This is a genomic window from Roseomonas gilardii subsp. gilardii (assembly GCF_023078375.1).
In the GTDB taxonomy this organism is placed as follows: domain Bacteria; phylum Pseudomonadota; class Alphaproteobacteria; order Acetobacterales; family Acetobacteraceae; genus Roseomonas; species Roseomonas gilardii.
Window position 1 is genome coordinate 2,029,618 of sequence record NZ_CP095554.1, and the last position, 22,657, is coordinate 2,052,274.

26 protein-coding genes and 1 tRNA gene are annotated in these 22,657 nt (G+C 69.9%); 12 read left to right on the forward strand and 15 right to left on the reverse strand.

The annotated features are described in order from the left end of the window. The 6 genes from fliN to MVG78_RS09000 form a co-directional block, all read right to left on the reverse strand. Positions 1–339, reverse strand: coding sequence for a flagellar motor switch protein FliN (fliN, locus tag MVG78_RS08975; RefSeq protein WP_247560121.1), 339 nt, complete (start codon positions 337–339; stop codon positions 1–3). Next, the gene (locus tag MVG78_RS08980; RefSeq protein WP_247560122.1) at positions 336–905 is read right to left on the reverse strand and encodes a FliH/SctL family protein; all 570 of its coding nucleotides are present in this window, start codon (positions 903–905) and stop codon (positions 336–338) included. The genes fliN and MVG78_RS08980 overlap by 4 nt, the downstream gene beginning before the upstream one ends. Positions 906–1,043: 138 nt before the next feature. Next, positions 1,044–2,027 (reverse strand): flagellar motor switch protein FliG, encoded by a 984-nt coding sequence (fliG, locus tag MVG78_RS08985; RefSeq protein ID WP_247560124.1) that lies wholly within the window; start codon positions 2,025–2,027, stop codon positions 1,044–1,046. 15 nt (positions 2,028–2,042) lie between these two features. Continuing rightward, a complete protein-coding gene (gene fliF, locus MVG78_RS08990; protein WP_247560126.1) occupies positions 2,043–3,680 on the reverse strand; it encodes a flagellar basal-body MS-ring/collar protein FliF in 1,638 nt (545 codons plus the stop codon). 157 nt (positions 3,681–3,837) lie between these two features. Further along, positions 3,838–4,488 (reverse strand): flagellar hook assembly protein FlgD, encoded by a 651-nt coding sequence (locus tag MVG78_RS08995; RefSeq protein ID WP_247560128.1) that lies wholly within the window; start codon positions 4,486–4,488, stop codon positions 3,838–3,840. A 14-nt stretch (positions 4,489–4,502) separates the two neighbouring features. Next, a complete protein-coding gene (locus tag MVG78_RS09000) occupies positions 4,503–4,874 on the reverse strand; it encodes a flagellar hook-length control protein FliK (protein WP_247560130.1) in 372 nt (123 codons plus the stop codon). A 1,410-nt stretch (positions 4,875–6,284) separates the two neighbouring features. Here MVG78_RS09000 and flgE point away from each other — a divergent pair. From flgE to MVG78_RS09035, 7 genes are all read left to right on the forward strand, one after another. Then, positions 6,285–7,589: a flagellar hook protein FlgE gene (gene flgE / locus MVG78_RS09005; RefSeq protein WP_247560131.1), complete on the forward strand. Its 1,305-nt coding sequence runs from the start codon at positions 6,285–6,287 to the stop codon at positions 7,587–7,589. Positions 7,590–7,635: 46 nt separating this feature from the next. Further along, a complete protein-coding gene (flgK, locus tag MVG78_RS09010) occupies positions 7,636–9,141 on the forward strand; it encodes a flagellar hook-associated protein FlgK (protein WP_247560133.1) in 1,506 nt (501 codons plus the stop codon). Next, positions 9,141–10,175 carry a flagellin N-terminal helical domain-containing protein gene (locus MVG78_RS09015; protein WP_247560135.1) on the forward strand — a complete coding sequence of 345 codons (1,035 nt, stop codon included), beginning with the start codon at positions 9,141–9,143 and terminating at the stop codon, positions 10,173–10,175. The genes flgK and MVG78_RS09015 overlap by 1 nt, the downstream gene beginning before the upstream one ends. A 201-nt stretch (positions 10,176–10,376) precedes the next feature. Beyond that, positions 10,377–10,832 (forward strand): flagellar biosynthesis repressor FlbT, encoded by a 456-nt coding sequence (locus tag MVG78_RS09020; RefSeq protein ID WP_247560137.1) that lies wholly within the window; start codon positions 10,377–10,379, stop codon positions 10,830–10,832. Positions 10,833–11,032: 200 nt separating this feature from the next. Further along, positions 11,033–12,214: a flagellin N-terminal helical domain-containing protein gene (locus MVG78_RS09025; protein ID WP_247560139.1), complete on the forward strand. Its 1,182-nt coding sequence runs from the start codon at positions 11,033–11,035 to the stop codon at positions 12,212–12,214. 66 nt (positions 12,215–12,280) lie between these two features. After that, on the forward strand, positions 12,281–12,667 hold the full coding sequence (locus MVG78_RS09030; protein ID WP_247560140.1) for a flagellar biosynthesis regulator FlaF: 387 nt from the start codon (positions 12,281–12,283) through the stop codon (positions 12,665–12,667). A gap of 4 nt (positions 12,668–12,671) precedes the next feature. After that, positions 12,672–13,448, forward strand: coding sequence for a DUF1217 domain-containing protein (locus tag MVG78_RS09035; RefSeq protein WP_247560142.1), 777 nt, complete (start codon positions 12,672–12,674; stop codon positions 13,446–13,448). Positions 13,449–13,460: 12 nt separating this feature from the next. On the opposite strand, the gene MVG78_RS09040 is transcribed toward MVG78_RS09035, so the two are convergent. From MVG78_RS09040 to MVG78_RS09050, 3 genes are read right to left on the reverse strand one after another with little or no spacing between them, the layout of a single operon-like run. Next, positions 13,461–14,186: a hypothetical protein gene (locus MVG78_RS09040; RefSeq protein WP_247560144.1), complete on the reverse strand. Its 726-nt coding sequence runs from the start codon at positions 14,184–14,186 to the stop codon at positions 13,461–13,463. Further along, on the reverse strand, positions 14,156–14,467 hold the full coding sequence (locus tag MVG78_RS09045) for a hypothetical protein (RefSeq protein ID WP_247560146.1): 312 nt from the start codon (positions 14,465–14,467) through the stop codon (positions 14,156–14,158). Before MVG78_RS09045 ends, MVG78_RS09040 begins: the two co-directional genes overlap by 31 nt. Positions 14,468–14,490: 23 nt before the next feature. Beyond that, positions 14,491–15,006, reverse strand: coding sequence for an adenine phosphoribosyltransferase (locus MVG78_RS09050; RefSeq protein WP_247560362.1), 516 nt, complete (start codon positions 15,004–15,006; stop codon positions 14,491–14,493). Positions 15,007–15,211: 205 nt separating this feature from the next. Here MVG78_RS09050 and MVG78_RS09055 point away from each other — a divergent pair, with 205 nt between their 5' ends. Beyond that, positions 15,212–15,406, forward strand: coding sequence for a DUF2842 domain-containing protein (locus MVG78_RS09055; RefSeq protein WP_247560148.1), 195 nt, complete (start codon positions 15,212–15,214; stop codon positions 15,404–15,406). A 55-nt stretch (positions 15,407–15,461) separates the two neighbouring features. Here MVG78_RS09055 and MVG78_RS09060 read toward each other — a convergent pair whose 3' ends face one another. Both MVG78_RS09060 and MVG78_RS09065 read right to left on the reverse strand, forming a co-directional pair. Then, entirely contained in the window at positions 15,462–16,217 is a 756-nt protein-coding gene (locus tag MVG78_RS09060; protein ID WP_247560150.1) for a TorF family putative porin, read from the reverse strand. A 158-nt stretch (positions 16,218–16,375) separates the two neighbouring features. Next, positions 16,376–16,452: transfer RNA gene (locus MVG78_RS09065), tRNA-Pro, on the reverse strand. Positions 16,453–16,602: 150 nt separating this feature from the next. On the opposite strand from MVG78_RS09065, the gene MVG78_RS09070 reads away from it, so the two are divergent. After that, on the forward strand, positions 16,603–17,049 hold the full coding sequence (locus MVG78_RS09070) for a c-type cytochrome (protein WP_247560152.1): 447 nt from the start codon (positions 16,603–16,605) through the stop codon (positions 17,047–17,049). Between the two features lie 24 nt (positions 17,050–17,073). Here the strand turns inward: MVG78_RS09070 and MVG78_RS09075 are convergent, their stop codons facing one another. Beyond that, positions 17,074–17,742, reverse strand: coding sequence for a cytochrome b/b6 domain-containing protein (locus tag MVG78_RS09075; protein ID WP_247560154.1), 669 nt, complete (start codon positions 17,740–17,742; stop codon positions 17,074–17,076). A 177-nt stretch (positions 17,743–17,919) separates the two neighbouring features. Next, complete coding sequence (locus MVG78_RS09080) at positions 17,920–18,399, reverse strand: hypothetical protein (RefSeq protein ID WP_247560156.1); 480 nt, start codon at positions 18,397–18,399, stop codon at positions 17,920–17,922. Between the two features lie 49 nt (positions 18,400–18,448). Here MVG78_RS09080 and MVG78_RS09085 point away from each other — a divergent pair, with 49 nt between their 5' ends. The 3 genes from MVG78_RS09085 to MVG78_RS09095 all read left to right on the forward strand — a co-directional run bounded on the left by MVG78_RS09085 (position 18,449) and on the right by MVG78_RS09095 (position 20,555). Then, positions 18,449–19,180, forward strand: coding sequence for a phosphatidylserine decarboxylase (locus MVG78_RS09085; RefSeq protein ID WP_247560158.1), 732 nt, complete (start codon positions 18,449–18,451; stop codon positions 19,178–19,180). Further along, on the forward strand, positions 19,177–20,061 hold the full coding sequence (locus MVG78_RS09090) for a CDP-alcohol phosphatidyltransferase family protein (protein WP_247560160.1): 885 nt from the start codon (positions 19,177–19,179) through the stop codon (positions 20,059–20,061). The genes MVG78_RS09085 and MVG78_RS09090 overlap by 4 nt, the downstream gene beginning before the upstream one ends. A gap of 131 nt (positions 20,062–20,192) precedes the next feature. Beyond that, positions 20,193–20,555 (forward strand): hypothetical protein, encoded by a 363-nt coding sequence (locus MVG78_RS09095; RefSeq protein WP_247560162.1) that lies wholly within the window; start codon positions 20,193–20,195, stop codon positions 20,553–20,555. A 108-nt stretch (positions 20,556–20,663) separates the two neighbouring features. On the opposite strand, the gene MVG78_RS09100 is transcribed toward MVG78_RS09095, so the two are convergent. Beyond that, a complete protein-coding gene (locus MVG78_RS09100; RefSeq protein WP_247560164.1) occupies positions 20,664–21,896 on the reverse strand; it encodes a hypothetical protein in 1,233 nt (410 codons plus the stop codon). 4 nt (positions 21,897–21,900) lie between these two features. Beyond that, positions 21,901–22,632, reverse strand: a complete 732-nt coding sequence (locus tag MVG78_RS09105) for a dienelactone hydrolase family protein (protein WP_247560166.1) — start codon at positions 22,630–22,632, stop codon at positions 21,901–21,903. Positions 22,633–22,657: the final 25 nt, after the last annotated feature.

Below are 22,657 nucleotides of genomic sequence, written 5' to 3' on the forward strand. Positions count from 1 at the left end.
TCAGCTCCGGTCCGTCTTGACGATCTCGGTCATGGTGACGCCGAGGCGGTTGTCGTCCACCATCACCACCTCGCCCCGCGCGACGAGGCGGTTGTTGACATAGATGTCCACCGCTTCGCCGAGCTTGCGGTCGAGTTCCACCACGGCGCCGCGCCCGAGCTTGAGGAGCTGGCTCACCTGCATCGTGGCATGGCCCAGCACGGCGCTGACCTGGACCGGGATGTCATAGACCGCACCCAGGCCCGGTGTGCCCGGACCAGGGGCCGCTGCACTGCGCTCCTGCGCCAGCGTGCCGGAAGGGGCACCCTGTGGGGCGAGGGGCTCGAACTGTCCGCTCATGACGGGATTTCCTCATCGGTGAAGCCGAGCGAGGCCATCGCCTCGCGAATGGCGGCGCGACGCTCCGCCAGAACCAAAGCGAGGCCGCCGCCGCGCCAGGCGATCCGCGCATCGCCGGGCGGCAGGGCAGGATCGGCCTCGACCGGCAGGCCGGTGCCGTCCAGCCGCGCCTGGGCCTGTTCCAGCAGGCCCGGAGGCACCCGCAGCACCGCGCCGGCCGGCGCCTCGGCGACCGGACCCAGGAGTTGCAGCAGGCGCTCCAGCATGGCGGGTGCCTCCCGCGCCGCGGCCAGGGGCAGGGCGAGGTCGAGGCTCCGCAGCAGCAGCAGGGCGAAGGCTTCCGCCTGTTCCGTCGCCTCGTCCCGCATCCGCGCCAGAGCCTTGTCGATCCGTGACAGGGTGGCGGCCAGCAGCCCGTCCAGACCGGCCTCGCGCCGTGCCGCCTCCGCTTCCCGCCCGCGCCGCTCGCCTTCCGCCAGGCCCTCGGCGAAGCCCGCCTCGCGAGCGATCTCGATCAGCGCGGCGGTTTCCGCCTCGCGGTCCGGCACGGGATCGGGCGCCGGCACGGGGGCGCCGGAGAAGGAGGAGGTTCGGGCGGCGCATCCAGGTCGGGGAAGGACAGCGCCGGCTGGCCGGGGGCGTGGGCCGCGCCGGGCCGGGCGCGTGGCGGCCGAGCAGGAGGGGGAGGAACGTGTCGTCCCGCATCAGGCCACCATCGCGTCCTGGGTCTTGTTGATCTGGATCTGCCCTTGCGCGGCCAGATCCTTGGCGAGCGCGACCATCAGGGCCTGGGCCTCGTCCACATCGCGCAGCCGCACGGGGCCGAGTGCCGCCAGATCGTCCTTCAACATCTTGCCGGCGCGTTCGGACAGGTTGCTGAAGAAGAGGTTCTTCATCTCCTCGCTCGCCCCCTTGAGCGCGAGCGCGAGCTTGTCCTTCTCCACCGTGCGCAGCAGCACCTGCACCGCCGGGCCGTCCAGGCGTTGCAGATCCTCGAAGGTGAACATCAGCGTGCGGATGCGCTCGGCACTCTCGCGGTTGCGCTCCTCCAGCGCCGCCATGATCCGCCCCTCCGCGGAACGGTCGAGGTTGTTGAAGATCTCCGCCATCGATTCATGCGCGTCGCGATGCGTGGAACGGGCGAGGTTGCTCATGAACTCCGCCTTCAGCGTCCGCTCCACGCCTTCCAGCGCTTCCTTCTGGATGGTCTCCATGCGCAGCATCCGCATGACGACCTCCATGGCGAAGCCTTCCGGCAGCAGCGACAGGACCCGTGCCGCGTGGTCGGGGCGGATCTTGCTCAGCACCACCGCCACGGTCTGCGGGTATTCGTTCTTGAGGAAGTTCGCGAGCAGGGCCTCGTTCACATTGCCCAGCTTCTCCCACATCGTGCGCCCCGCCGGGCCGCGGATCTCCTCCATGATCTGGGAGACGCGGTCGGGCGGCAGGGTGCGCAGCAGCATGCGCTCCGTCGCCTCGTAGCTGCCGGTCAGCGTGCCGGTGGAGCCCATGCTCTCGGCGAATTCGCGGCAGACCTCCTCGACGGACTCGGCCTTCACCGTGCCGAGCCGCGCCATGGCCAGGGAAAGATCCCGGATCTCGTCCTTGTCGAGCCGGGCGAGCAACATGCCCGCCTTCTCCTCGCCCATCGCCAGCATCAGCGTGGCCGCCTTCTGCGGACCTGTCATGCTCATCGGTCCTGCTCAGCCTTCCGCCTCGGCGGGCGCCAGCCAGCGCCGCACCAGGGCCATCGTTTCATCCGGATAGGCGTCCACCAGCTCCCCCAGTCGGCTGATGCTGGAGGCCCGGATCTGCCCATCCACCTGCGTCATGCTGATCATCGCCTCGCCATCCCCGCCCGCCGCGCCGGGCAAGGCGGGCCTGCCCTCCGGCGCATCCAGCGCCGCCGCCGCGGCACCCGTGGCGGACGCGGGGAGCGCGCCCCCGGCCGGGGGCAGGACGGTGATGCGGCGGACCAGGGGGCGTGCCACCAGCAGCAGCGCCAGCAGCACGATCAGGGCATAGACGCCGCTCTCGATCAGGCGCGCGGTGAGGGCCGGGGACAGGCTCAGGAAGCCGCTGCTGGTCTGCGCCATCTCGGCCTCTGGGGCGGCGAAGCGCATGGAGACCAGTTCCACCCGGTCGCCACGCCGCTCGTCAGCGCCGACCGCGCCGCGCACCAGGGCTGTCAGGCGCTGCAACTCCTCCGCCGTACGCTCGCGGAACTTCGGCGCCCCTTCGGGCTGCGGCTCGTACACGCCGTCCACCAGCACGGCGACGGACAGGCGCTTCAGCACGGGGCCTTCGCGCAGCGCGGAGCGGACCGTCTTGCCGATCTCGTAGTTGGTGGTCTCCTCGGAGCGGCTTTCCTGCGAGCGGTCGCCATTGCCGGCCGCGGCATCGGCGCCGGGGAGCTGGTTGGCGACGGAGACGCTGTTGTTCCCGCCCTCGCTGTTGCGGGACTGTTCCTGCGTGCTCTGGGTGGAGCGCGCCACCTGGTTGTCGGGGTCGTAGCGTTCCTCGGTGGTCTGCACGCGCTCGGAGTCGAGCTCCACCGTGGCCTCGGCGCGGACCTTGCCGGCGCCCAGCGTGCGCTCCAGCAGTTCCTCGACGCCCCGGGCGATGCGCAGCTCCTGCGCATGCCGCATCTCCTCCTGCGTGCTGGCGGCGCTGGGGCCGGTCAGGGCCTCCCCGCCCCGGGCCAGCAGTTCGCCACGGCTGTCGATGATGGAGATGGCGGAAAGCTTCAGCCCCGGCACGGCGGTGGCCACGAGGTGCAGCACCGCCTGCACCCCTTCCTTGTCCAGGCGCTGGGAGCCCAGCATGCTCAGCACCACGCTGGCCTGGGCCTCGTTGGTGCGGCGGGAGAAGGCCTCGCGCTGCGGCAGGACAAGGTGGACGCGGGCGTTGCGCACGCCGGACAGGCCGCGGATGGTCCGCGCCAGCTCGCCTTCCAGCGCGCGGACCCGGTTCATGTCCTGCTGGAAGGGGGTGGTGGTCAGGCTCTCGCCACGGTCGAAGATTTCCCAACCCACATTGCCGCCGACGGGCAGCCCTTCCCGCGCCAGGGCGAGGCGCAGCTTCGGCACCATCTCCTCCGGCACCATCACGCTGCTGCCCCCGGTGCCGAGCTGGTAGGGGATGCGCTGCTTGTCCAGCGACTGCACCACCGCCCCGGCATCGCGTGGGTCGAGATCAGCATAGAGCAGCGCCATCGGCGGGCTGCCGGCGCGCAGGGCCAGGAAGGCGATGCTTCCCAGCAGCAGCAGCGCGACACCTGCCAGGGCAGCCAGCCGCCGGGGGCCGAGGGCGCGGAACTGCGCCAGAGCCTGGCTCAGCACCCCGGCCTGTCCTTCCATCCGTCCCGCAACCCGTGCATCGCCTGTCTCCGCTCCAGCCCTGGGCCAGCGGGGGCAAGTTTTGCCGGGCGCAGGTTAATGGGCGGTTTCCTGTGCGGCGCTGCGGGAGGAAATCGTGGCCACCGCCCGTGGCGGCGCGCTAGTTGGCGATGGAGCGGATGTCGTTGAAGTCGTAGGAGGCCTTTCCGGCCAGCAGGGTCATCGAGGTGCCGTCGCGCTCGACCGAGGTCGCGCGGGCGAGGACCGTGAAGCCGAGATCACTGGCGTTCCCGGCGGAGTCGGTGCCGGTGACCTTCAGCGTATAGGCACCGTCGGCGAGCTGGGCGCCGCCGCTGGTCTTGCCATTCCAGCTCCAGACCGTGCTGCCGCTGCCGAGCTTCACATCCTCCGCGTAGAGGGTGACGCCGCTGCTGTTCTGCACCGCCACATGCGCCGTCGTCACGGAACCCGCGGCGGGCAGCTTCGCCTGCGCCGTGCCGTCCTGCAACGCGATCTGGCTGCTTGCCACCTCGATCGTGCGGCCCAGCACCTGGGTCGCCGCGAGCTGCGAGGTCTGCTGCAGCGAGATCAGCGTCTCCAGGTTCTTGTTCATGGCGATCTGCTGCTCGACCGAGGAGAACTGCACGAGCTGCGAGGTCATCTCGTTGGTGTCCATCGGGTCGTCGGGCGACTGGTTCTTCAGCTGCGTCGTGAGCAGGGTGAGGAAGTTGGTGTAGTTCTCCGACAGCGCGGTGCTGGCGGAGGAGGAGACCGAACTGCTGGCCGAGCTGGTGCCGCTGACCGTCGTCATGGGGCTGTTCCTTATCAGATGGCGATGTCGAGGAGGCCATGGGCGGCGAGCCGTGCCGTGGCCGGCGTGTCGGTGCCGGTGGGTGTGGAGGCGAAGGCAGGCGCGGGCGGGCCGTCGCGGCGCGCGCTGCCGGAATCACCGCCGGACAGCGAGAAGCTCATGCTCAGACCCCCTTCCGGGGCGAGGCCCGCCTGCGACAGGGCGCGGTTCAGCTCCGCGCCGTCGCGTTGCAGGAGGGCCAGGGTTTCCGGCCGTTCCGCCTGCACATGGAGGCTGGCCTTCGCGCCGTCGCGTTCGAGGCGGATCTCCACGCGGCCGAGTTCCGCCGGCTCCAGCACCACCTCCACCCACCCCTGTGCCTCCGTGCCCAGGCCGAGGCCGACCACGACCGGCGCGACCTGGGCGGCGGGAGGCGGCGGGAGGCGGGGGGCGATGGCCTGGCTGGCAGGCTGCGGTGCCGATGAAGGTGGGGGAGTGGGCAGGGAAGAGATACCGGCCGTTTCCGGGCTGGGCGCTCCGCCGGGTATGGGCGATCCCGCATCCGTGCCGGTCTGAGGGATGGACAGGACCGTCGCGGCGGTCCGCACCGGGGGGCCGGAAAGGGATGGGGCCTTCTCGGTGCCGGGCGCGACGGGGTCGTCCCCTGGCTTTCCCCTGCCTTCCGGAACGGCTTCATCCCCGTTCGCGATACCCTCCACTTCCGCCCTGTCCCGACCTGCAAGGGCGGCCTCGCCCACCTGTGCCGGGCGCGCGGGGCTGGTGGCGGCGCACGATGCCGTGCCGGGACTCGTCCTGGCCGACCGGGATGGCACGGCCTCCGGTCCCGTCCCCGTGGCCCCCGTCCTGGCGGACATGGCGGAAGGGCCGATCCCGGCTGGGGCTGGCGAGATTCCGGCGGCGGATGGGGCGGTGGCAATGGGCGCCGCATCCTGGGCTTCGGCCCGGGGGCTCCCATCATGGGATGGGGCGGGTTTCTCCCCGGCCTCGGTGCTGGTGAGTGCGGCCTCCCGTCCGGGCCGGAAGATGGAAGGGAAATCGCCGGATGGCGGCGCGGATGCCTGTTCGGAAGCGGGCGCGAGAGCGTCATTCCCGTCCATCGGCATCGCATGGCGGTCACGGCCTCCGGCAGGGCCGGTCCTGGCGCTGGTCGTGGCATTGCCGGGGGAGCCGCCGGCCGGCCCGGACGGGATGATGGCAGGTGTTGCTTCCGGCCGATCCGTGGTGGGCAAAAGGGCTTGGGACCCCTGTTCCGTCACGGGAGCAGCGATGTCCGGGCGGCCGACCGGCCCTGTGGCGGCGCCGGAAAGGGCTTGCGCCGCCTGGTCCGGAAGTGTCGGCGCCGGGAAGGCCGGCACCGGAGTGTCGCCCAGGATCGCGACCGGCGCCGTGACCGGAGCCGCCGGCGCCGTTGCCGCGCTGGCGGGTGTCCAGTCTCCCACGGGCACGTCGCCTGTTTCCTGGCCCGCGAGCCGGTCCAGGAGTGCCGCGAAGCCCGTCATGTCCGTCGTACCGGCCTGGGCACGGGCCTCGCCACGATCGCCGGCGGCGGGATCTCTGGTCGTGACGGCAGGCAGGGCGCTGAGCACGGCGATACGGTCCTTCGGGTCCCGGCCACCTGAGGCAAGCGGCTTGCCAGGTCTCCGGCGCGTGGAGGCGGCAGGAGATGCCGCGTGGCGGCCAGGAGCCCGGCAGGCTTTGCCGGGCAGGGGCAGGGATCGCCACGATCCGGGGCGGCCGCGCCTGGCACGCCCGTTGCGGTGGGCGGCACGCAGTTCACCGCCAGGGGAAAGCGCCCGATGTCGCTCTACGGATCCATGTTCACCGCCATCAGCGGGCTGAGCGCGCAATCCAGCGCGCTGAGCAACGTCGCCAACAACATCGCGAACAGCCAGACCACCGGCTACAAGCGGGTGGATACGAGCTTCTCGGACTATGTGACGGCGACGAACGCATCGACCTCGTCGGGCGTGCCGATCACCTCCAGCACCGTGATCGCGAGCGGCAGCGCCACCAACGCCGTGCAGGGCTCGATCCAGCAGACGGGCAATGCGCTGGACCTCGCCGTCTCGGGGCAGGGCTTCTTCTCGGTCTCCTCCCCGGTCGGCGACAGCGCGGTCGGCAACATGAGCTTCGATCCGCGTTCCTTCTACACGCGGGCGGGCGATTTCAGCCTGAACCAGCAGGGCTATCTGGTGAACAGCCAGGGCTATTACCTGAATGGCTGGAGCGTGGACGACAGCGGTGCGGTGAACCGCACCGAGATCGCGCCGATCCGCGTGGATCAGGGCATCTTCGACCCGGTGGCGACCAGCGGCATCTCCCTCTCCGCGAACCTGCCCAACGATGCCGCGACAGGCACGGCGGTGAGCTCCCAGCTCCCGGTCTATGACAAGCTCGGCACGCAGCACATGCTGGGCGTCACCTTCACCAAGGCCGGCGACAACAGCTGGAGCATGGCGGTCAGCAACCCGGACAGCACGACCGGCAGCACCAACCTCGGCAGCGTCACCCTGAACTTCGCGGATGGCAAGCTCGCCAGCTTCAGCGATGCGACCGGCAACCTGTCGGGCAACAGCGGCGCGGCGGGGGAGGCGGCCAGCGTGTCACTGGGCGGCATCGATTTCGGCCAGGGCGCGCAGGCGATCCAGCTTGGCATGGGCAGTTTCCAGCGCTCGGACGGGATGACCCAGTTCACCGGCACGGAATACACGGTGCGGGATCTGTCGCAGAACGGCATGCCGCCCGGGGCCTTCTCCTCCGTCTCGATCAACGAAGCCGGTGATGTCTCGCTGAATTACGACAATGGCGAATCCAAGGTGATCGCACGCGTGCCGGTCGTGACCTTCTCCGACCCGGACAAGCTGCAGGCCGTCAACGGGCAGGCCTATCTGCGCACCCCGGCCAGCGGTGATGCCCGGGCCTCCGACCCCAACAGCAGCGGCGCCGGCAGCCTCGTCACCGGGGCGCTGGAGCAGTCCAACGTCGATATCGCCTCGGAGTTCTCGAAGATGATCCTCGCCCAAAGGGCCTACAGCGCCAACACGAAGATCGTCACCAAGACGGACGAGATGTTGCAGGACACGCTGAACATGGCCCGCTGAGCGCGGGCCCTCCCTCCGAAACCCCATCCGGAACGGCGCCGAACCCATGAGCCTGAGTCTCGCCCTGTCGATCGCCCAGAGTGGCCTGGCGCTGGTGCAGCGGCAGGTTTCCCAGACCGCATCGAATGTCAGCAACGCCGCAACGGAGGGCTATACCCGCAAGACGGTGGGCGGCAGCGCGCTGGTGGTAGGTGGCCTCGCCTCCGGTGCGCGGAGCCAGGAGGCGCAGCGCAGCGTCGATGCCGCGCTGAGCGCCAGCATGAACGACGCCGTTTCCAGCCAGGCCGCCGCCAAGGTCCGGGAGGCCCTCCTCCAGCCGATCGAGCAGGTGCAGGGCGATCCGGAAAGCGGCCAGTCGGTCGCGGACCTGACCGCGCAACTGCGCAGCGCCTTCGTCTCCCTGCGTGCCTCGCCCGGCGAGGCCTCCTTGCAGGATGCCGTGGTGAGCGCGGCGGGCGCGCTGGCGCAGCGCTACAACGAGACCTCCGCTGCCATCCAGACCGCGCGCCAGACGGCGCAGGACAATGCGGTGACGGATGTGGCGACCCTGAACGCCAGCCTGCGCCAGGTGGCCGGACTGAACACCCGCATCGCGAGCCTTCAGGCACAGGGCCTCAGCACGGCGGATCTGCAGGACCAGCGCGACAGCGCCATCGCCCGGATCGCTGGCGTGGTCTCGGTGAAGTCGATCCCGCAGGACAACGGCACGGTGGTGCTGGTGGCCGGCAACGGGCTGGTGCTGCCGCTCGACCAGAATTCCGACGCGTTCAGCATGTCTTCCGCCACGGTCGGGCTGGAGGACTGGTACGGCGCCAATGCGAGCGGCGCGAGCGGCAGCCTGCCGGGCATCATGATGGGTGGAATGGATGTCACGGGGCAGCTCACCGGCGGCAGCCTCGGCGCCAATGTCAGCATGCGCGACGAGGTCCTGCCCTTGCAGCAGGCGGAGCTGGACAGCGCGGCGGCCGGGCTGGCGGCGCGCCTCTCCGGGCAGGGGCTGTCGCTGTTCACCGATGCGGGCGGGACCGTGCCCGATCCGGGCCAGGGCTATGTCGGCGGCATCATGGGATTCGCCGCGACCATGACGGTATCCGCCGCCGTCTCGGCGGATGCCTCCACGGTCCGCGACGGGACCGATGCGTCCATGCCCGCGGATGGGACGGCCAGCTACACGGATGGCATTGACCGCGTGCTCGACTATGCCTTCGGCAGCCGCTTGGCCAATGGGTCCGCGCCGGCGGCCTTCCTGACGACGGGCCTCGGGCCTTCGGGGACGCAGACCTCCGGCCTGAGCGGCACGGGCACGGCCGAGGACTACGCGGCACGGCTGGTGGCGCGCCACACCGGCGCGCGCGCGGCGGCGAGCGCGGATGCCGAATCCGCCACGACGCTGCTCACCGGCCTGCAACAGCGCCACGACGATGCTTCGGGCGTGGATATCGATACGGAGACCGGGGTGATGGTCAGCCTGCAAACCGCCTATGCGGCCAATGCGAGGATGCTGAGCGCCGTGCAGTCCATGTACGATGACCTCTTCGCGGCGGTGCAGTGATGGCATCGGTGACGAACACCGGGGCCTCCGGCACGCTGTCGCGCATCCTGCTGCAATCCCTGGCGCAGCGGGACCGCGTGAACCTGCTGTCGCAGCAGTCGAGCAGCGGCCGCGTCGCCAGCCTCTATGGCGACGAGGCCCCGCAGGCGCGGCAGGCCATCAGCCTGAGGGGGGAGATCGGCCGGCGCGCGGCCTATACCGAGGCGCTGAACCAGGCATCCGGCCGGGCCGATGCGTCGCAGCAGGCACTGACGCAGCTCAGCGACATCGCGTCGGAGTTCCGTGCCACGGTGCTGTCGCTGAACAGCAGCAGCGCGACCCGGGCCTCGGATGTCGCCGTCGCGGCCCGGGCGGCGATGCAGCAGGTGGCGACCCTGCTCAACGCCCAGTATGCCGGCGAGTACCTGTTCAGCGGCGCGGATTCCGCCAACCCCGCCGTCACGGATGCCTCGGGGATCGCCGGTTCCGGCATGATGTCCGGCGTGGCCACCGCCGTGGCCGGTTTGGACAGCGATGGCGCGGCTTCCGTGCTGTCCCAGGCCATGCAGGCGATGGCGGCGGATTCGCCCTTCTCGGCCTATCTGCAATCGGCCTCCCCCAATGCCGCGCGCAGCGTGGCGGGGGCCGATGGCCGCACCATCGCCTATGGCGTTCCCGCCGGCAGCCTGGGCGCCACGGGCTGGGCGGGAGCGCTGATGGGAAACCTCGCGGTCCTGGCCTCGCTCACGGACGATCAGCAATCCTCCGCGAATTTCGATGCCCTGGTGCAGCAGATTGCCAATGGGTTCGATTCCGTGGGGATGGAGATCAACCGCGATGCCTCCCGTATCGGCCTGGCGCAGAACGCGATCACCACGGCACTGAGCAGCCACAGCGAGGCCACGGACGCGCTGAAGACCCAGCTCTCCGGGCTGGAGGAGGTGGATTTCGAAGCCACGATCGCCACCTTGCAAAACGCGCAGACGCAGTTGGAAGCATCCTGGAAGGTGCTTTCCATGCTCTCCGGGCTGAGCCTGACCAACTTCCTGAGCTGACCCCGCTTCCGGGTCGTTCCGAAGGGGTTTCTTAAGCGCTTTCCTGTTTGATGGGCCCCAAGACGCCAGAAGGCTTCGGGCCGGGCGCGACAGATTCGGGTGCAAGAATTGCAGTTGGGCTGGCAGCGTATCGAAAAGCGGGACCGGGCGTGGCGCCCGGCCGCTGCTTCCCGCCAGCTTCCTCCTGTTGGGAGAAGCCAGATGTCGACATTGGTCCTCGAACTCCGTCAGGGCGATCTGATGGTGGTGAACGGGGCATCCATCCGTTTCCGCAACCGCACGCGCATCGAATTGCCCGTGCGGGCGCGTTTCCTGTTCGGCAAGCAGGTGATGGCGCCGGAACTGGCGAACACGCCGGCCCGCCGCATCTATTTCGCGCTCCAGACCGCCTATGTCGGGCTGGAGGAGATGCGCGAGGCCGCCTTCGCCGAGGCACATGAGCTGGTGCACCAGTTCCAGGAGGCGACGACCTCCGAGACCGCCCGCGCGATGCTGGACCGCGCCATGGTGCTGGCCGCGGCGGATGACTGGTATACGGCGCTGAAGATCGTGAGGCGCGTCATGTCGCATGAGGCCAGCGTGCTGGGCCTGGACATGGCGACCGGCCTGCCGGTGGCGGAGACGGGCCAGGGCCTCGGCGGCGCCGTGGCCGGCTGAGCGGAAGAATCGCGCGGCGGGGCGGGAATCGGCGCGCTGTTTACGGTGTCTTCAATCTTCCCGGGCAATATGCCCTTCGTCACGGAGCGCGATGCGACGCCGACGACGTGACCGGGGGACGGCAGGAGCGCCGGCCCTCCGGCGGATGCAGGCAAAAGGCCCATGCCATCCGCCGATATGAGTGACGCAGGAGAAGCACTATGGCTTCGATCAACACCAACTCCTCCGCGATGGCCGCCGTCCGGGCGCTGAACACGATCAGCAAGGACCTTTCCAGCACGCAGTCGCGGGTGGAAAGCGGCCTGAAGGTGGGGCAGGCCAGCGACAACTCGGCGATCTTCTCCATCGCCCAGAAAATGCGCGGCGACCTGAGCTCCATGAGCAAGGTGAGCGACAACCTCTCCTTCGGCTCGGCAGCGCTGGGCGTGGCGCAGAGCGCGGCCACCAAGATCAGCGACCAGCTCAACACGCTGCGTTCCAGCGTGTCGCAGGTCGGCCAGTCGGGCATCGATCAGGCGACCCTGGCCCAGCAGGCCAAGGCGATCATGGACAACATCGACAACTTCGCCGCCTCGGCCAGCTACAATGGCGTGAACCTGCTCGACAATTCGGGCAGCCTGAAGGTCGTCAGCGACACCTCCGGCACCATCCTGAACACGGCGGGCGGCGACCTGCGCACCTCCACCGGCACCGGCCTCGGCCTCGGCTCTCTGCTGCAGACGACAGGTGGTGTGGTGACCGGCTTCACGGCGCAGAACGGCAGCACGCTGTCCTTCAGCGGCGACTACACCGCGAGCGACGCCGATGTCTTCTCGGTGGCGGTGACGCAGGCGGACGGCTCGACGAAGAACTATGTGTTCGAGCTGAACGACTCCGCGGTCGATGGTACCCTGACCTCCACCACGGATGCCAATACCGAGCTGAACTCCGTCAATGTCACCGAAGGCGACTCCAGCACCTCTGTCGTGTCGAAGCTGGCCACCGCCATGCAGTCCGCCGGCCTGTCCGCCTCGATCGACAGCAGCGGCAATCTCGTGGTCAACAACGGCACGGTGACCGCGACGGCCGCCACCGGCACTGTCAACGCCACCAACTCGCCCGCCAACTCCCAGGCGCTGGAACTGGTGGATGCCGCGATCACCAAGGTGACGAGCTTCCTCTCCAAGATCGGCTCCGCGATCAACCAGGTCGATGGGCTGAAGGACTTCACCTCCTCGCTGAACGACTCCCTTACCGAGGGCCTCGGCGCGCTGGTGGATGCCGACCTGACCGAGGAAAGCGCCCGGCTGAGCAGCCTGCAGACCAAGCAGCAGTTGGCGACGCAGAGCCTGTCCATCGCCAACCAGGGCAGCCAGAACCTGCTCAGCCTCTTCCGCGGCTGATGCCGGAGGGGGCGGCGGTGCCGCCCCTTTCCCCCATTCGCTTCCTGAAGGATTCGGGTTCCGCGCATGAGCATTGCCCGCTACGCCGCCGCCAGCGCCATGGTCTCCCCCCGGGACATGGAGATCGCCGCCTTCCGGCACGTGAACACCCTGCTCGCCGCCGGCACGGAACGGGGGGTCGAACGGATCAAGGCACTGCACAAGGCGCATCGCCTCTGGTCGATTCTGCTGTCGGACCTGCTGAGCGAGGGCAACGCCCTGCCGCCGCCGCTCAAGGCCCGGCTGGTCTCCCTCGGCCTCTGGGCACAGCGCGAAAGCATCTCCCGCATGCATGACGCCGGCAGCCTGGAGCCGCTGATGAACCTGAACCGCGACATGATCGAGGGTTTGCAGGCCCAGAAGCCCGCCAGACCCGCGCCGCGCGCCGAGGCTTTCGCGGCCGAGAGCGTCTGACGCCATGCTTGACGGCATCGGCAGCCTTTCCGCCTGGGCGGTGATCCAGAAGAACGGAGATACCTTGCGCGCCCGCTTCGAGGCCCGGAAGGACATGACTGCCGATGCCGACCGCCTGCGCGCGGCGGCGAAGAAGTTCACCTCGGTCGATGACCTGATGAAGGACCGGCGCAGCCTGAAGATGGTGCTGGAAGCCTATCAGCTGGAGGATCTGATCGACCAGAAGGCGGTGGTGAAGAAGCTGCTGACCGAAGACCCGGACAGCACGAAGAGCTATGCCAACCGGATGGTCGATCAGCGCCTGCGGGCGATCAGCAAGCAGTTCGGCGGCAAGGACGGCAATCCTCTGGCCGACGGCAAGCTGGTCGGGAGCATCATCGACAAGGCCATGGAGAACCGCTTCGAGAAGGATGCGGGCGACGGCAATACCGGGCTGCGCGAGGCCCTGTACTTCCAGCGCCAGGCCTCCTCCGTCACCAGCCTCGCCGGGCTGATGGCCGATACGGCGCTGACCGCCGTGGTGAAGGGGGCCTATGCCCTGCCGTCGCAATTCGCCCTGCTGGACTATGACAAGCAGAAGGCGATCCTGGCCAAGCGCGTGGACCTCGACGACCTGCGAGACCCCAGGCAGGTCGCGAAGCTGATCCAGCGCTATCTGGCGAAGGAGGGCGACCAGTCCAGCAGCAGCGAAAGCACGCTGCTCAGCCTCTTCGACAGCGGCAACAACGCCACCTCGTCCCTGATCTCGCTGATCGGGCAGAAGATCTCGCTTCTCGCCTGACCGGCGGCGCCCTCAGTTGGGGCGCCAGGACAGGCGCCGGGCCAGCCAGTCGCGCCAGGCGAGGATGGCCTCCGCCGATGGCGTCAGCCCCGACATCACCTGCGCGGCTTCCGCCCCGCTGAGCGGAACACCCGGCGCATCCGGCTGGCTCTGTTCCGCATCGAGCCAGCGCTGGGCCGCCTGCCGCCAGGCCGCGACCATGTCGGCGGAGGTGAGGGCGGGGAGGACCAGCGCGGCACTCAGCCGGCCGGCGCCGATGGCGGCCTGGGTCGCCTGTTGCAAGGCGGGCTGCGGGACCGGCAGGGTGGCGTAATCCGGCACGGTCCGGGCGGGCAGACCGAAGCCCAGCCATGGCGTGGCACCGATCCGCGCGGCGCGCGCGGCGCTGTCCGGCCCGGTCAGCAGCAGGGCATCGACCTGCCCACGGGCGAAGGCTTGTTCGGCGGCGCCCGGCAGGCTGGCGGCCAGCGGCATGGGCGTGGTCGGCAGGCCGAGGGATTCCAGGGCCAGGACGGCGCCCCCTTCCGGCGTGTCGGGCGCCGGCAGGGCGAAGCGCAGCGGCCTTCGTGCCGGGTCCGTGGGCATCGGGCCACGCCCCGCGATCAGGGCCTCGGACCAGGACAGGCAGAGGGGCGTCCAGTTCCGGGGATCGTAGCCGACGCGCTCGGAGCCGGAGAGATGTGCCAGCACGACCGCCCCAGGCAGGGTCAGCAGCAGCCGGCCGTCGCCCGGGTCCATGGTGACGAAGCGATTCGCGGCGGTGACGCCATCGGGCCCCCCACCACGGCGAGGCGCGGCGGCGCGGCCAGGGGGCCGACCCGCCCCGTCTTCTGCGAGAGGCGCTGGGTCCAGAGCGCCAGCGTTCCACCTTCCGGGCCAGGCACGAGGATCGTCGCGGCGCCGGGCAGCGCCGGGCGGGCGGGGCGCGGCAGCAGCAGGCACGCCATCGGCAGCAGTGCGCGCCGTGCCAGGGGAAAGCCCCCGGCCCGCCCCGCAGCCTTCCCTCCTGGCGCCTTCATGCCTCGTCCATCATGGCCGTGCGTCAGACGTCGTAGCTGACGAGCACCTCGCAGGGCACGCCCAGCCGGTCGCGCCCCCCGAGGAAGGTCAGCTCGACCATAGCCGCGGCCGCCGGAACCTCGGCCCCGACCTTGCGCAGGAGCTGGATGCCGGCGGACATGGTGCCACCGGTGGCGAGCAGGTCGTCCAGGATCACCACCCGGTCCCCGGGCCGCACGGCATCCGCCTGGATCTCGATCCGGTCGGTGCCGTATTCCAGCGCGTAGTCGAGACCGACCGTCTCGCCCGGCAGCTTGCCCCGCTTGCGCAGCATCACGAAGCCCAGCCCCAGCTCCATGGCCAGCGGGGCGGCGAGCAGGAAGCCGCGGCTTTCGATGCCGGCCAGCATGGTGGGCGCATAGGGCTGGATGGCCCCGCCCATCCGGTGGATCGCGGTGCGGAAGGCCAGGCCGTTCCGCAGCAGGGTGGAGATATCGTAGAACAGGATGCCTGGCTTCGGAAAATCCGGGATGCCGCGGATATGCTGCTTCAGGTCCAGGCTGTCGGACGTGTCTTGATCCATGGCGGCGATCCTGTCCTGCGCACGAGGTGAGGGAGGCTATCCTCCGGCTGTGGGCGGTTGCTAGACCGGATTTCGCGTCCCGTCACCGGCTCTTGCGCGGGGGGCCACCGTGCCGGAGAGGGGCCTGCCCGCCGGTCTGCCCTTGAGATCGGGCCACGCCTGGGGCATTGGCCATGGCATCATGACGCTGCGCGCGGCCTTCGCCACGATCACCGGTCTTCTCGGCCTCGCCCTCTATATCGGCGTCGTGGTGGCGCTGGGTGACCATGTCCTGGGCCTGCACTGGCTGCTGCAGGCGCTCTACTATCTGGTGGCGGGCCTGGCCTGGGCCTTTCCGGCCGCCTGGCTGATGCGCTGGGCCGCGCGCCGGTCCTAGAGGCACCCGGACGGGGCCGCCGTGACCGGGCTCCCAGCCACGGCGATCGCCTGTTTCAGAACGTGTAGCTGATGCTCAGCATGGCCCGGGCATCGCAGATCTTCTGCCCGCCGCCGCATTCACGCTTCTTCACATCCGTGTCGTAGTACCCGACCGTGACCAGCGCGCCGTAGAAGGAGCGGGACAGGGCGACGGACCAGTTCCCGAAATCGGGCAGGCCGTAATTCACGTTCCTGTCGATCCACTGATAGCCGTAGCGGCCCGCCAGGGTGACATCCAACGGCATCTTCACCTCGACACCGCCTTCCACGTAATAGGCGTTGCGGGCATCGAGCTGGAAATCCGGCGAGTAGTAGAAGGAGCCCAGCACCTTCACCGGCGCGATCTCATAGGACGCCTTGGCGGCGAACTCGAAGAAGCTCATGTCGAGCCCGCCGCCGGTGCGGCTGCTGTAGCCGGGGTAGTTGTACCAGACGAAGCCGCCATCCAGCGCCAGGCCGCCGCTGGTGAAGCGGTAGCCGCCCAGCATGTCCACCTCCTGCCGCGCATCCAGCCCCTTGAACGAGACGTTCGAGGTGAAGGCCCCGACATAGAAGCCGCTCGTGTGCTGGATATCGATCAGGCCCTGGATGGCCGGCCGGTTGCGGGTCTGGCTGACGCCGCGGAAGGTGTAGTCGGTCGAGACCGTCGGGGTGAGGGTCAGGGTGAGGCCCGTCTGGCCCAGCTCGATCTGGGCACTGGCCGGATGGTGCACCATCATGCCCGTGGCCAGGGCAAATACTGCCAGAAAATGACGCAGGCGTAATCGCATCAGGTCCGTTTCCCTTTCGCAACGCGTGTTGCGGAAGGGGGTAAGCAAGACTTGTGCAAATATCCAGGCCGGGCGCCGAAATCGGCGCGGGTGTCCGGTATGCTTTCCGAACCCCGCGCGCCAGATTTTGGTGATGACAGCGAAATCAGGGAGTGAAATGGTCGGAGCGAGAGGATTCGAACCTCCGGCCCCTGCGTCCCGAACACAGTGCTCTACCAGGCTGAGCTACGCTCCGACGGCCACTTCCCTGCGGCGAGGGGGCTCATAGCGCTGCTTCGCCGGGTGGGCAAGAGAGGTGGCGAAACTTTATGCGCGCCGCCGCATTCGGCTTCCCCCATCCCGCGATAGGCTCCCTCCGGGATTTCCGAGTCGGAGAACAGAAGAGATGCGCATCGCACCGTTGCTGCTGGGCGCGGTCCTGGCGGGAGGGGGTGGGGCCATGGCTCTTGCCCAGGCCGGCCCCCAGGCTGGAGGGCCGGTCGCCGAACGCAAGAACGACATGAAGGCGATGCAGCGGGAGCTGGAGGCCGTGAAGGCCGCGCTCGATTCCGGGGACATCGCCGCCATCGCGCCCCGGGCGAAGACCGTGCATGGCCTGCTGGAGGTGATCCCCACGCTCTTCCCGCCGGATTCGGCATCCGGCGACACGAAGGCCCTGCCGGCGGTCTGGTCCGACCGTGCCGGATTCGAGACCGCGGCGCGGAACGCCCTCGCTGCGGCCGGCAAGCTGGAGCAGGCCGCGGCCTCGGGCGACAGGGCCGCCACCGTCCAGGCTTTCCGCGAGATGGGCGCGGCTTGCGGCGGCTGCCACCGCAATTTCCGCGGCCGCTGAGGGGGGGGTGCCGGCGCCCCGGTCTCAGCCGAGGCGCCCGATCCACCAGGCAACCACGGCGGCGGCGGCCAGGAGGACGGCGCCCAGGGCGGGGTTGCCGAGCCGCGGCGCCCTTCCGGCCAGGGATGACGGCAGGCGCTTCACCCCGGTGACCATGGGCCGGACGAGGTCCTGCCCTTTCAGCAGGGCATAGGCCAGCACCGCCAGCACATGCAGGCCGGCCGCCGCGAGGATGAGCCAGAAATTCGTGGCGTGGATCGCGGTGGCGAGGTCGCTGGTCCCGGGATCGACATGCGGCGCCAGCGGCCCATGCGTCAGGACCTGGTCATCGGCCATCAGCCCCGTGCCCACCTGCACCGCCAGCAGCAGGAGCATCACCAGCACCATCCAGCCGCCGGCGGCATTATGGCCGATCTCCGTATCGGCCTCCCGGCGGCGCAGATGCAACAGGTGGCGCAGCGCCGCGAGCGGCGAACGCAGGAAGCGCGTGAAGCGCGCGGTCTCCGAGCCCAGGAGGCCCCAGGCGAGGCGGAAAAGCAGCAGCGCGAGCATGGCGAGGCCGGAGCGCAGGTGCCAGTCCATGCGATAGGTCCAGGCGGACCACCACGAGAAGGCGAAGAGCGCCACGATCCCCCAGTGAACGAGGCGTATCCAGCCATCCCAGACCTTCACCGCCACCCGGCCACCCGCCATGCGCCCATCCCTCCGTCCCGCTGCCGCCCATCCCGCTGCCGCACAGATGACCCGGCTGTGGTGGGGGAAGGCAAGGCCATCCGTGCCGGAACTGGCCAGAGCCCAGGGTTGGGATGGCCGGACGGAAACGCCCTGCCTCCGGGAGGGGTGTTCCCGGCCCGCCGCCTTTTGCCCCGGTTAGGGTACATGCCTGTGGTGCCGCATGTCCGAAGCCTGGCCCTGTTCCGTGCGGATGGGGGCGGGGATGTCCAGCCCCGCCAGCCTCTCGTCGAGCGTCAGGGCGAAATCCACCATCGCGGTCAGCGCGGTGAGCATGCCGGCCGGGGCGGGGGTGGCCGAGGCGCGCAGCCAGAGCCGGTGCGCTGGGTCGAGGCCCAGGCCCCAGCCGGGCGGCAATTCGCCGGGCAGGCGTTCCAGCCTTTCGAAGACGGCCTGGCGGCGGAGGCGCCCCTCGGCCGAAGACGGGATGCCGCCCACCTCCACCAGGAATTCGAGGCCGAATCCGGTCAGGTGCAGATGGACGGGCCGACCGTGCCACAGGAAATGGAAGCGGGGCGGTGACCGCCCGGCGGCGGGCCGCAGCCGCCCGTCGCGGGAGATCGCGTAGCGGCCGAGATCGAGCAGATCAACGGAGGGAGAGGGGGGCGGGGGCTGCATGTCGTCCAGGGTTGTCCGGACGTGATGAACAGATCATAAGCGCGCCATCATGTCCCTCATCCAAAGCGTGAAGATGGTGCTGGCGCCGCCGCACCCGGCGGGCAGGCCCTTCATCTATATCGGCCTCGGCGTGGCGGTGATCGGGGGCATGGCCCTCGGCAACTGGCTGTTCTGGCTCGGCCTGCTGTTCACGGCCTTCTGCCTGTACTTCTTTCGCGATCCGGAGCGATTCCCGCCGCCCCGGCCGGGGCTGCTGATCGCGCCCGCCGACGGCACGGTGGTCTCGGTCGCCCCCGCCGTGCCACCCGTGGAACTCGGCCTGGGTGACACGCCGCGCTGGCGCGTGGCGATCTTCCTGTCCGTGCTGAACGTGCATGTGAACCGTTCCCCCGCCGAGGGCGTTGTCACCCGGATCGCCTACCGGCCCGGCAAGTTCCTCAATGCCAGCCTGGACAAGGCGAGCGAGGACAATGAACGGAACGCCATCGCCATGCGGCTGGAGGATGGGCGGCAGATCGCCGTGGTGCAGATCGCGGGCCTCATCGCCCGGCGCATCCTTTGCAACGTGCGGGAGGGCTCCAGCCTGATGGCGGGCGAGCGCTTCGGCATCATCCGCTTCGGCAGCCGCACCGACCTGTACCTGCCGGAAGGCGTCCGCCCCCTCGTGGCGGTGGGCCAGACCATGGTGGGCGGGGAAACCGTGATCGCCGACCTGTCCCTGCCGCGCCCGCGCGACGTGGCCGCCGGCTCCGATCCCGACGCCGTCTCGGGGGTGGGATGAACACGGCGCGGCGCTTCCGCCTGGCCGCGCGGCGGCGCCCGCGCTTCCAGGGGCTGAGCTTCAACCGGCTGCTGCCGAACATCCTGACGATGATCGGCCTCTGCGTCGGGCTGAACGCCATCCGCCTCGCCTTCGAGGGGCGCTGGCCGGCCGCGGTGGCGCTGATCGTGGTCGCCGCCTTCATCGACGGCATCGACGGGCGCCTCGCCCGCCTGCTGAAGGCCACCAGCCGCTTCGGCGCGGAGTTCGACAGCCTGTCGGATTTCGTCTGCTTCGGCGTGGCCCCGGGGCTGATCCTGTATCTCTGGTCGCTCGACGGCGCGCGCGGGGTCGGGTTCATCCCCTGCGTGCTGTTCGCTGTCTGCATGGCACTGCGGCTGGCGCGCTTCAACGCCGCCATCGATATCGGCCCGGTGGTCACGGCCAAGGGGGTGATGCCGCCGCCGCCGAAGCCCGCCTATGCGCAGTCCTTCTTCACCGGCGTGCCTGCCCCCGCCGGAGCGGGGCTGGCGCTTTTCCCGGTCTTCGCCTCGCTCTCCTTCCATGAGTGGGGCATGACCGGCATGGCCGCCTTCCTGCGCCATCCGCTCTTCGTGGCGATCGTGCTGGTGCTGGTGGCCGGGCTGCTGGTCAGCACCTTGCCGACCTGGAGCTTCAAGAACTTCAAGATCCCGCGCGAGGCGGTCCTGCCGCTGCTGCTGGGGGCGGCCGCCTATGCGGCCCTGCTGGTGACCGAGCCCTGGGCGGCGATCGCGGCGGCCGGGTTGATCTATGTCTCGCTCCTGCCCTTCTCGATCCGCTCCTATCAGCGCCTGAAGCGCGAGGCGGAGGAAATGCGGCAGCCGGACCCCGCGCCCGGCATGGCGGCGGACGAGGGCTGACGCGGTGAGGGAAGGGCCGCCGTTCTCCGCAAGGTGAAACAGCCTGTCCTTTCCTTCATGAAACGTGATCTTCCAAGGGCGTTCACCCCAATGACAGAAGCCTCTGTCGGACAGGAACCGGACCCCAACCCATGGTCACCCGAAAGAATATCCTCGCCACCACGGCGGCCACGCTGGCGCTCGGCGCCATGCTGTCCCTCTCTCCGATCACCGCCCATGCGGCCACCGGCGGCAGCGACCAGACGCAGATGCAGGGCCATGGGGCCACGCCGCATCACCGCATGCCCCGGTCCCGGACGCATGGCCAGCAGTCTGCCTCGTCCGATGATTCGGCGGCGGATCGCCTGAACGCCGAAAGCCTGCAACGCGCCCGGGGCGGACAGAACTCGCCCTCCGGCGCGCCGGACACGACCTCCAGCCTGAACACCATGAGCGGGCGGGACGCACAGCGCGGCATGGACACCGGCTCCCAGCCCATGGTGCCCTTCCGCTGACGCCCGGAACCTCCTGGCTTTCCGCCGGGGGGATACGCGGGCACCGGCACCGGTCCGATAGGGCAGGTGCCGTTTCGCTGCCCAGGCATCGGCCGCTGTGCGAGGGGCTCAGGCCGGGGGAGCGTCGAAGGGGCTGGCATCCAGCGCGGCGAGCACCGCCCAGCCATTCGCCGCCAGATGCCCGCGCCGCGGATACAGGAAAGGGATCTCCCCGTTGTAGAAACCGGTGGTGAGCCAGGGAATGCTGGATGCCCTGACCCAGCCCGCCGCATCCCGCTCCCGCAGCATGGTGCGCAGGAAGCGTTCCGCCAGCGCCACGCGCCCCTGGCGGCGCAGCAGAAGGGCGGCCTGGGCCGTCCCCTCCAGCCAGATCCCGTCGCGGTCGGTGTTGAAGTCCAGCCCCTTCAGCTCCTGGACGGGGGCGCCGGCCGGCAGGCCATGCCGCGTCAGGACCCAGTCCAGCGCCGGGGCGAAACCCGCTTCCCGGAAGGCCAGGAGCGGCCAGAGATTGGCATCCACCGCCGAATCGTCGTTCACCACGCCCTGTGGCGTCAGCCCGGCGGCGAAGCGCCCCTCCGCCGGGCGCCAGAGGCTGCGCACGAAGCCACCCGCCTTCGCGGCGGCGGCCCGCCGGTCCAGGCGCGCGAAGGCCACCGCGAGGTCCAGGTTCTGTTCGGTGGAACACCAGGCCTGCCGGTCCGGCTGCGGCTCATGCCCCAGCGTACCGCCGGTGAAGCCCTGCGGTGCCACGCAGTCCCGTTCCACCCAGCCGGCGGCCCGCTCCGCCGCGTCGCGGAAGGCGACGGAGCCGGGAAAGGCGGTCCAGAGCAGCATGGCGAAGGCGACGGGACCGCTGGCGGAGCCGGCGGCATAGCCATCCTCGATCCAGCGGCTGGAGGCAGCGTCCCACCAGCCGGGTGGGCGGGCGCTGGCCGGGGCATCGGGCACCTGCCGGCCGGCGGCATAGGCGTTGCGCAGCCGCCCATCCGTCCAGAACCTGTCCTGTGACTGAGCGAGGCGCAGCCCTTCCGCCAGGCGCGAGGCCAGTTCCGTCTCGCCTGCCGCCAGCAGAGCGAGGCCCGCGACGGCATTGTCATAGGTATAGGCGACCTCGGCATGGCTGCGGTCGAAAGCCTCGCTGCCATCGGTGACATAGGATTTGAGCAGGCCCGGCCCGCCTAGCGCCTGTGCCGCCGCGCGGATCGGGGCGAGCAACGCCGGCGCGGCCTCCCGGAAGAACGCATCCCCTTCCGACCCGGCGGGCGGGGATGCGCCGACGGTGCCGGTGCCGAGGGCGGCCCCCGCCAGGGACAGGGCGAAGCGCCGCCGGTTCAGGGGCATGGCCTCAGGCGAGGCAGCGCTGCAGCAACTCGGCGCTGCGGCCATTGGCGATGGTGGCGGCCAGCCCGTCCCAGGAATGGCCGCCCATGCGGGCGAAGGCATGGTCCACGCCGGGATAGGTATAGGCGGTGGCGGTCGGATGTCCGTCCAGCATGGCGCGGATCTTCGCCTGGGCGTCCGGCGGCACGAAGCGGTCCTTCTCGGCGATATGCAGGATCAGCGGCCTGTCGATCTTCTGCGCCGCGCCCAGCAGCCCGTCGAGGCCCACGCCGTAATAGCAGATGTTGCAGTCGGCGTCGGATTCCAGCGCCATCATCGTGGCCAGCCGCCCGCCGAGGCAGAAGCCCATCGTGCCCGCCTTGCCGTTGCTGCCCTCCATCTTCCGCGCCACGGCCAGGGTGGCCTTGAGGTCCTCGATCCCCTTCGCCTGGTCGAAGGCGTTCATCAGTTCGAAGGCGCGCTGCCATTCCTTCTCCGAGCCGTCGGTCAGTTCCACGCCTGGCTCCAGGCGCCAGAACAGGTCGGGCGAGATGGCCAGGAAGCCCATATCCGCCACCCACTCGCAGAGCGCGCGCATGGCATGGTTCACCCCGAAGATCTCCTGGATCATGACCACCGCGCCCACCGGACCCTCCCGCCCCGTGGGACGGGCGACATAGGCGCTGAAGCCGCCGCTGCCGTCCGTGGCCTGGATGGTGGTGGTGCCGGTGGCGATTCCCCTGGTGTTTTCGGCCATCTGTGGCTTCCCCTTCCGTGAATCT

Excerpts from the sequence above, each read along its gene's own strand:
- fliN (WP_247560121.1), bottom strand. The coding sequence starts at position 339 with ATGAGCGGACAGTTCGAGCCCCTCGCCCCACAGGGTGCCCCTTCCGGC.
- MVG78_RS09060 (WP_247560150.1), bottom strand. The coding sequence starts at position 16,217 with ATGCGATTACGCCTGCGTCATTTTCTGGCAGTATTTGCCCTGGCCACG.
- MVG78_RS09035 (WP_247560142.1), top strand. The coding sequence starts at position 12,672 with ATGCTTGACGGCATCGGCAGCCTTTCCGCCTGGGCGGTGATCCAGAAG.
- MVG78_RS09080 (WP_247560156.1), bottom strand. The coding sequence starts at position 18,399 with ATGCAGCCCCCGCCCCCCTCTCCCTCCGTTGATCTGCTCGATCTCGGC.
- MVG78_RS09025 (WP_247560139.1), top strand. The coding sequence starts at position 11,033 with ATGGCTTCGATCAACACCAACTCCTCCGCGATGGCCGCCGTCCGGGCG.
- MVG78_RS09055 (WP_247560148.1), top strand. The coding sequence starts at position 15,212 with ATGACGCTGCGCGCGGCCTTCGCCACGATCACCGGTCTTCTCGGCCTC.
- MVG78_RS09045 (WP_247560146.1), bottom strand. The coding sequence starts at position 14,467 with ATGAAGGCGCCAGGAGGGAAGGCTGCGGGGCGGGCCGGGGGCTTTCCC.
- MVG78_RS09085 (WP_247560158.1), top strand. The coding sequence starts at position 18,449 with ATGTCCCTCATCCAAAGCGTGAAGATGGTGCTGGCGCCGCCGCACCCG.
- flgE (WP_247560131.1), top strand. The coding sequence starts at position 6,285 with ATGTCGCTCTACGGATCCATGTTCACCGCCATCAGCGGGCTGAGCGCG.
- MVG78_RS08995 (WP_247560128.1), bottom strand. The coding sequence starts at position 4,488 with ATGACGACGGTCAGCGGCACCAGCTCGGCCAGCAGTTCGGTCTCCTCC.
- MVG78_RS09070 (WP_247560152.1), top strand. The coding sequence starts at position 16,603 with ATGCGCATCGCACCGTTGCTGCTGGGCGCGGTCCTGGCGGGAGGGGGT.
- MVG78_RS09015 (WP_247560135.1), top strand. The coding sequence starts at position 9,141 with ATGGCATCGGTGACGAACACCGGGGCCTCCGGCACGCTGTCGCGCATC.
- MVG78_RS09105 (WP_247560166.1), bottom strand. The coding sequence starts at position 22,632 with ATGGCCGAAAACACCAGGGGAATCGCCACCGGCACCACCACCATCCAG.
- MVG78_RS09040 (WP_247560144.1), bottom strand. The coding sequence starts at position 14,186 with ATGGACCCGGGCGACGGCCGGCTGCTGCTGACCCTGCCTGGGGCGGTC.
- MVG78_RS09090 (WP_247560160.1), top strand. The coding sequence starts at position 19,177 with ATGAACACGGCGCGGCGCTTCCGCCTGGCCGCGCGGCGGCGCCCGCGC.
- MVG78_RS09095 (WP_247560162.1), top strand. The coding sequence starts at position 20,193 with ATGGTCACCCGAAAGAATATCCTCGCCACCACGGCGGCCACGCTGGCG.
- MVG78_RS09020 (WP_247560137.1), top strand. The coding sequence starts at position 10,377 with ATGTCGACATTGGTCCTCGAACTCCGTCAGGGCGATCTGATGGTGGTG.
- MVG78_RS09100 (WP_247560164.1), bottom strand. The coding sequence starts at position 21,896 with ATGCCCCTGAACCGGCGGCGCTTCGCCCTGTCCCTGGCGGGGGCCGCC.
- MVG78_RS09030 (WP_247560140.1), top strand. The coding sequence starts at position 12,281 with ATGAGCATTGCCCGCTACGCCGCCGCCAGCGCCATGGTCTCCCCCCGG.
- fliG (WP_247560124.1), bottom strand. The coding sequence starts at position 2,027 with ATGACAGGTCCGCAGAAGGCGGCCACGCTGATGCTGGCGATGGGCGAG.
- MVG78_RS09075 (WP_247560154.1), bottom strand. The coding sequence starts at position 17,742 with ATGGCGGGTGGCCGGGTGGCGGTGAAGGTCTGGGATGGCTGGATACGC.
- flgK (WP_247560133.1), top strand. The coding sequence starts at position 7,636 with ATGAGCCTGAGTCTCGCCCTGTCGATCGCCCAGAGTGGCCTGGCGCTG.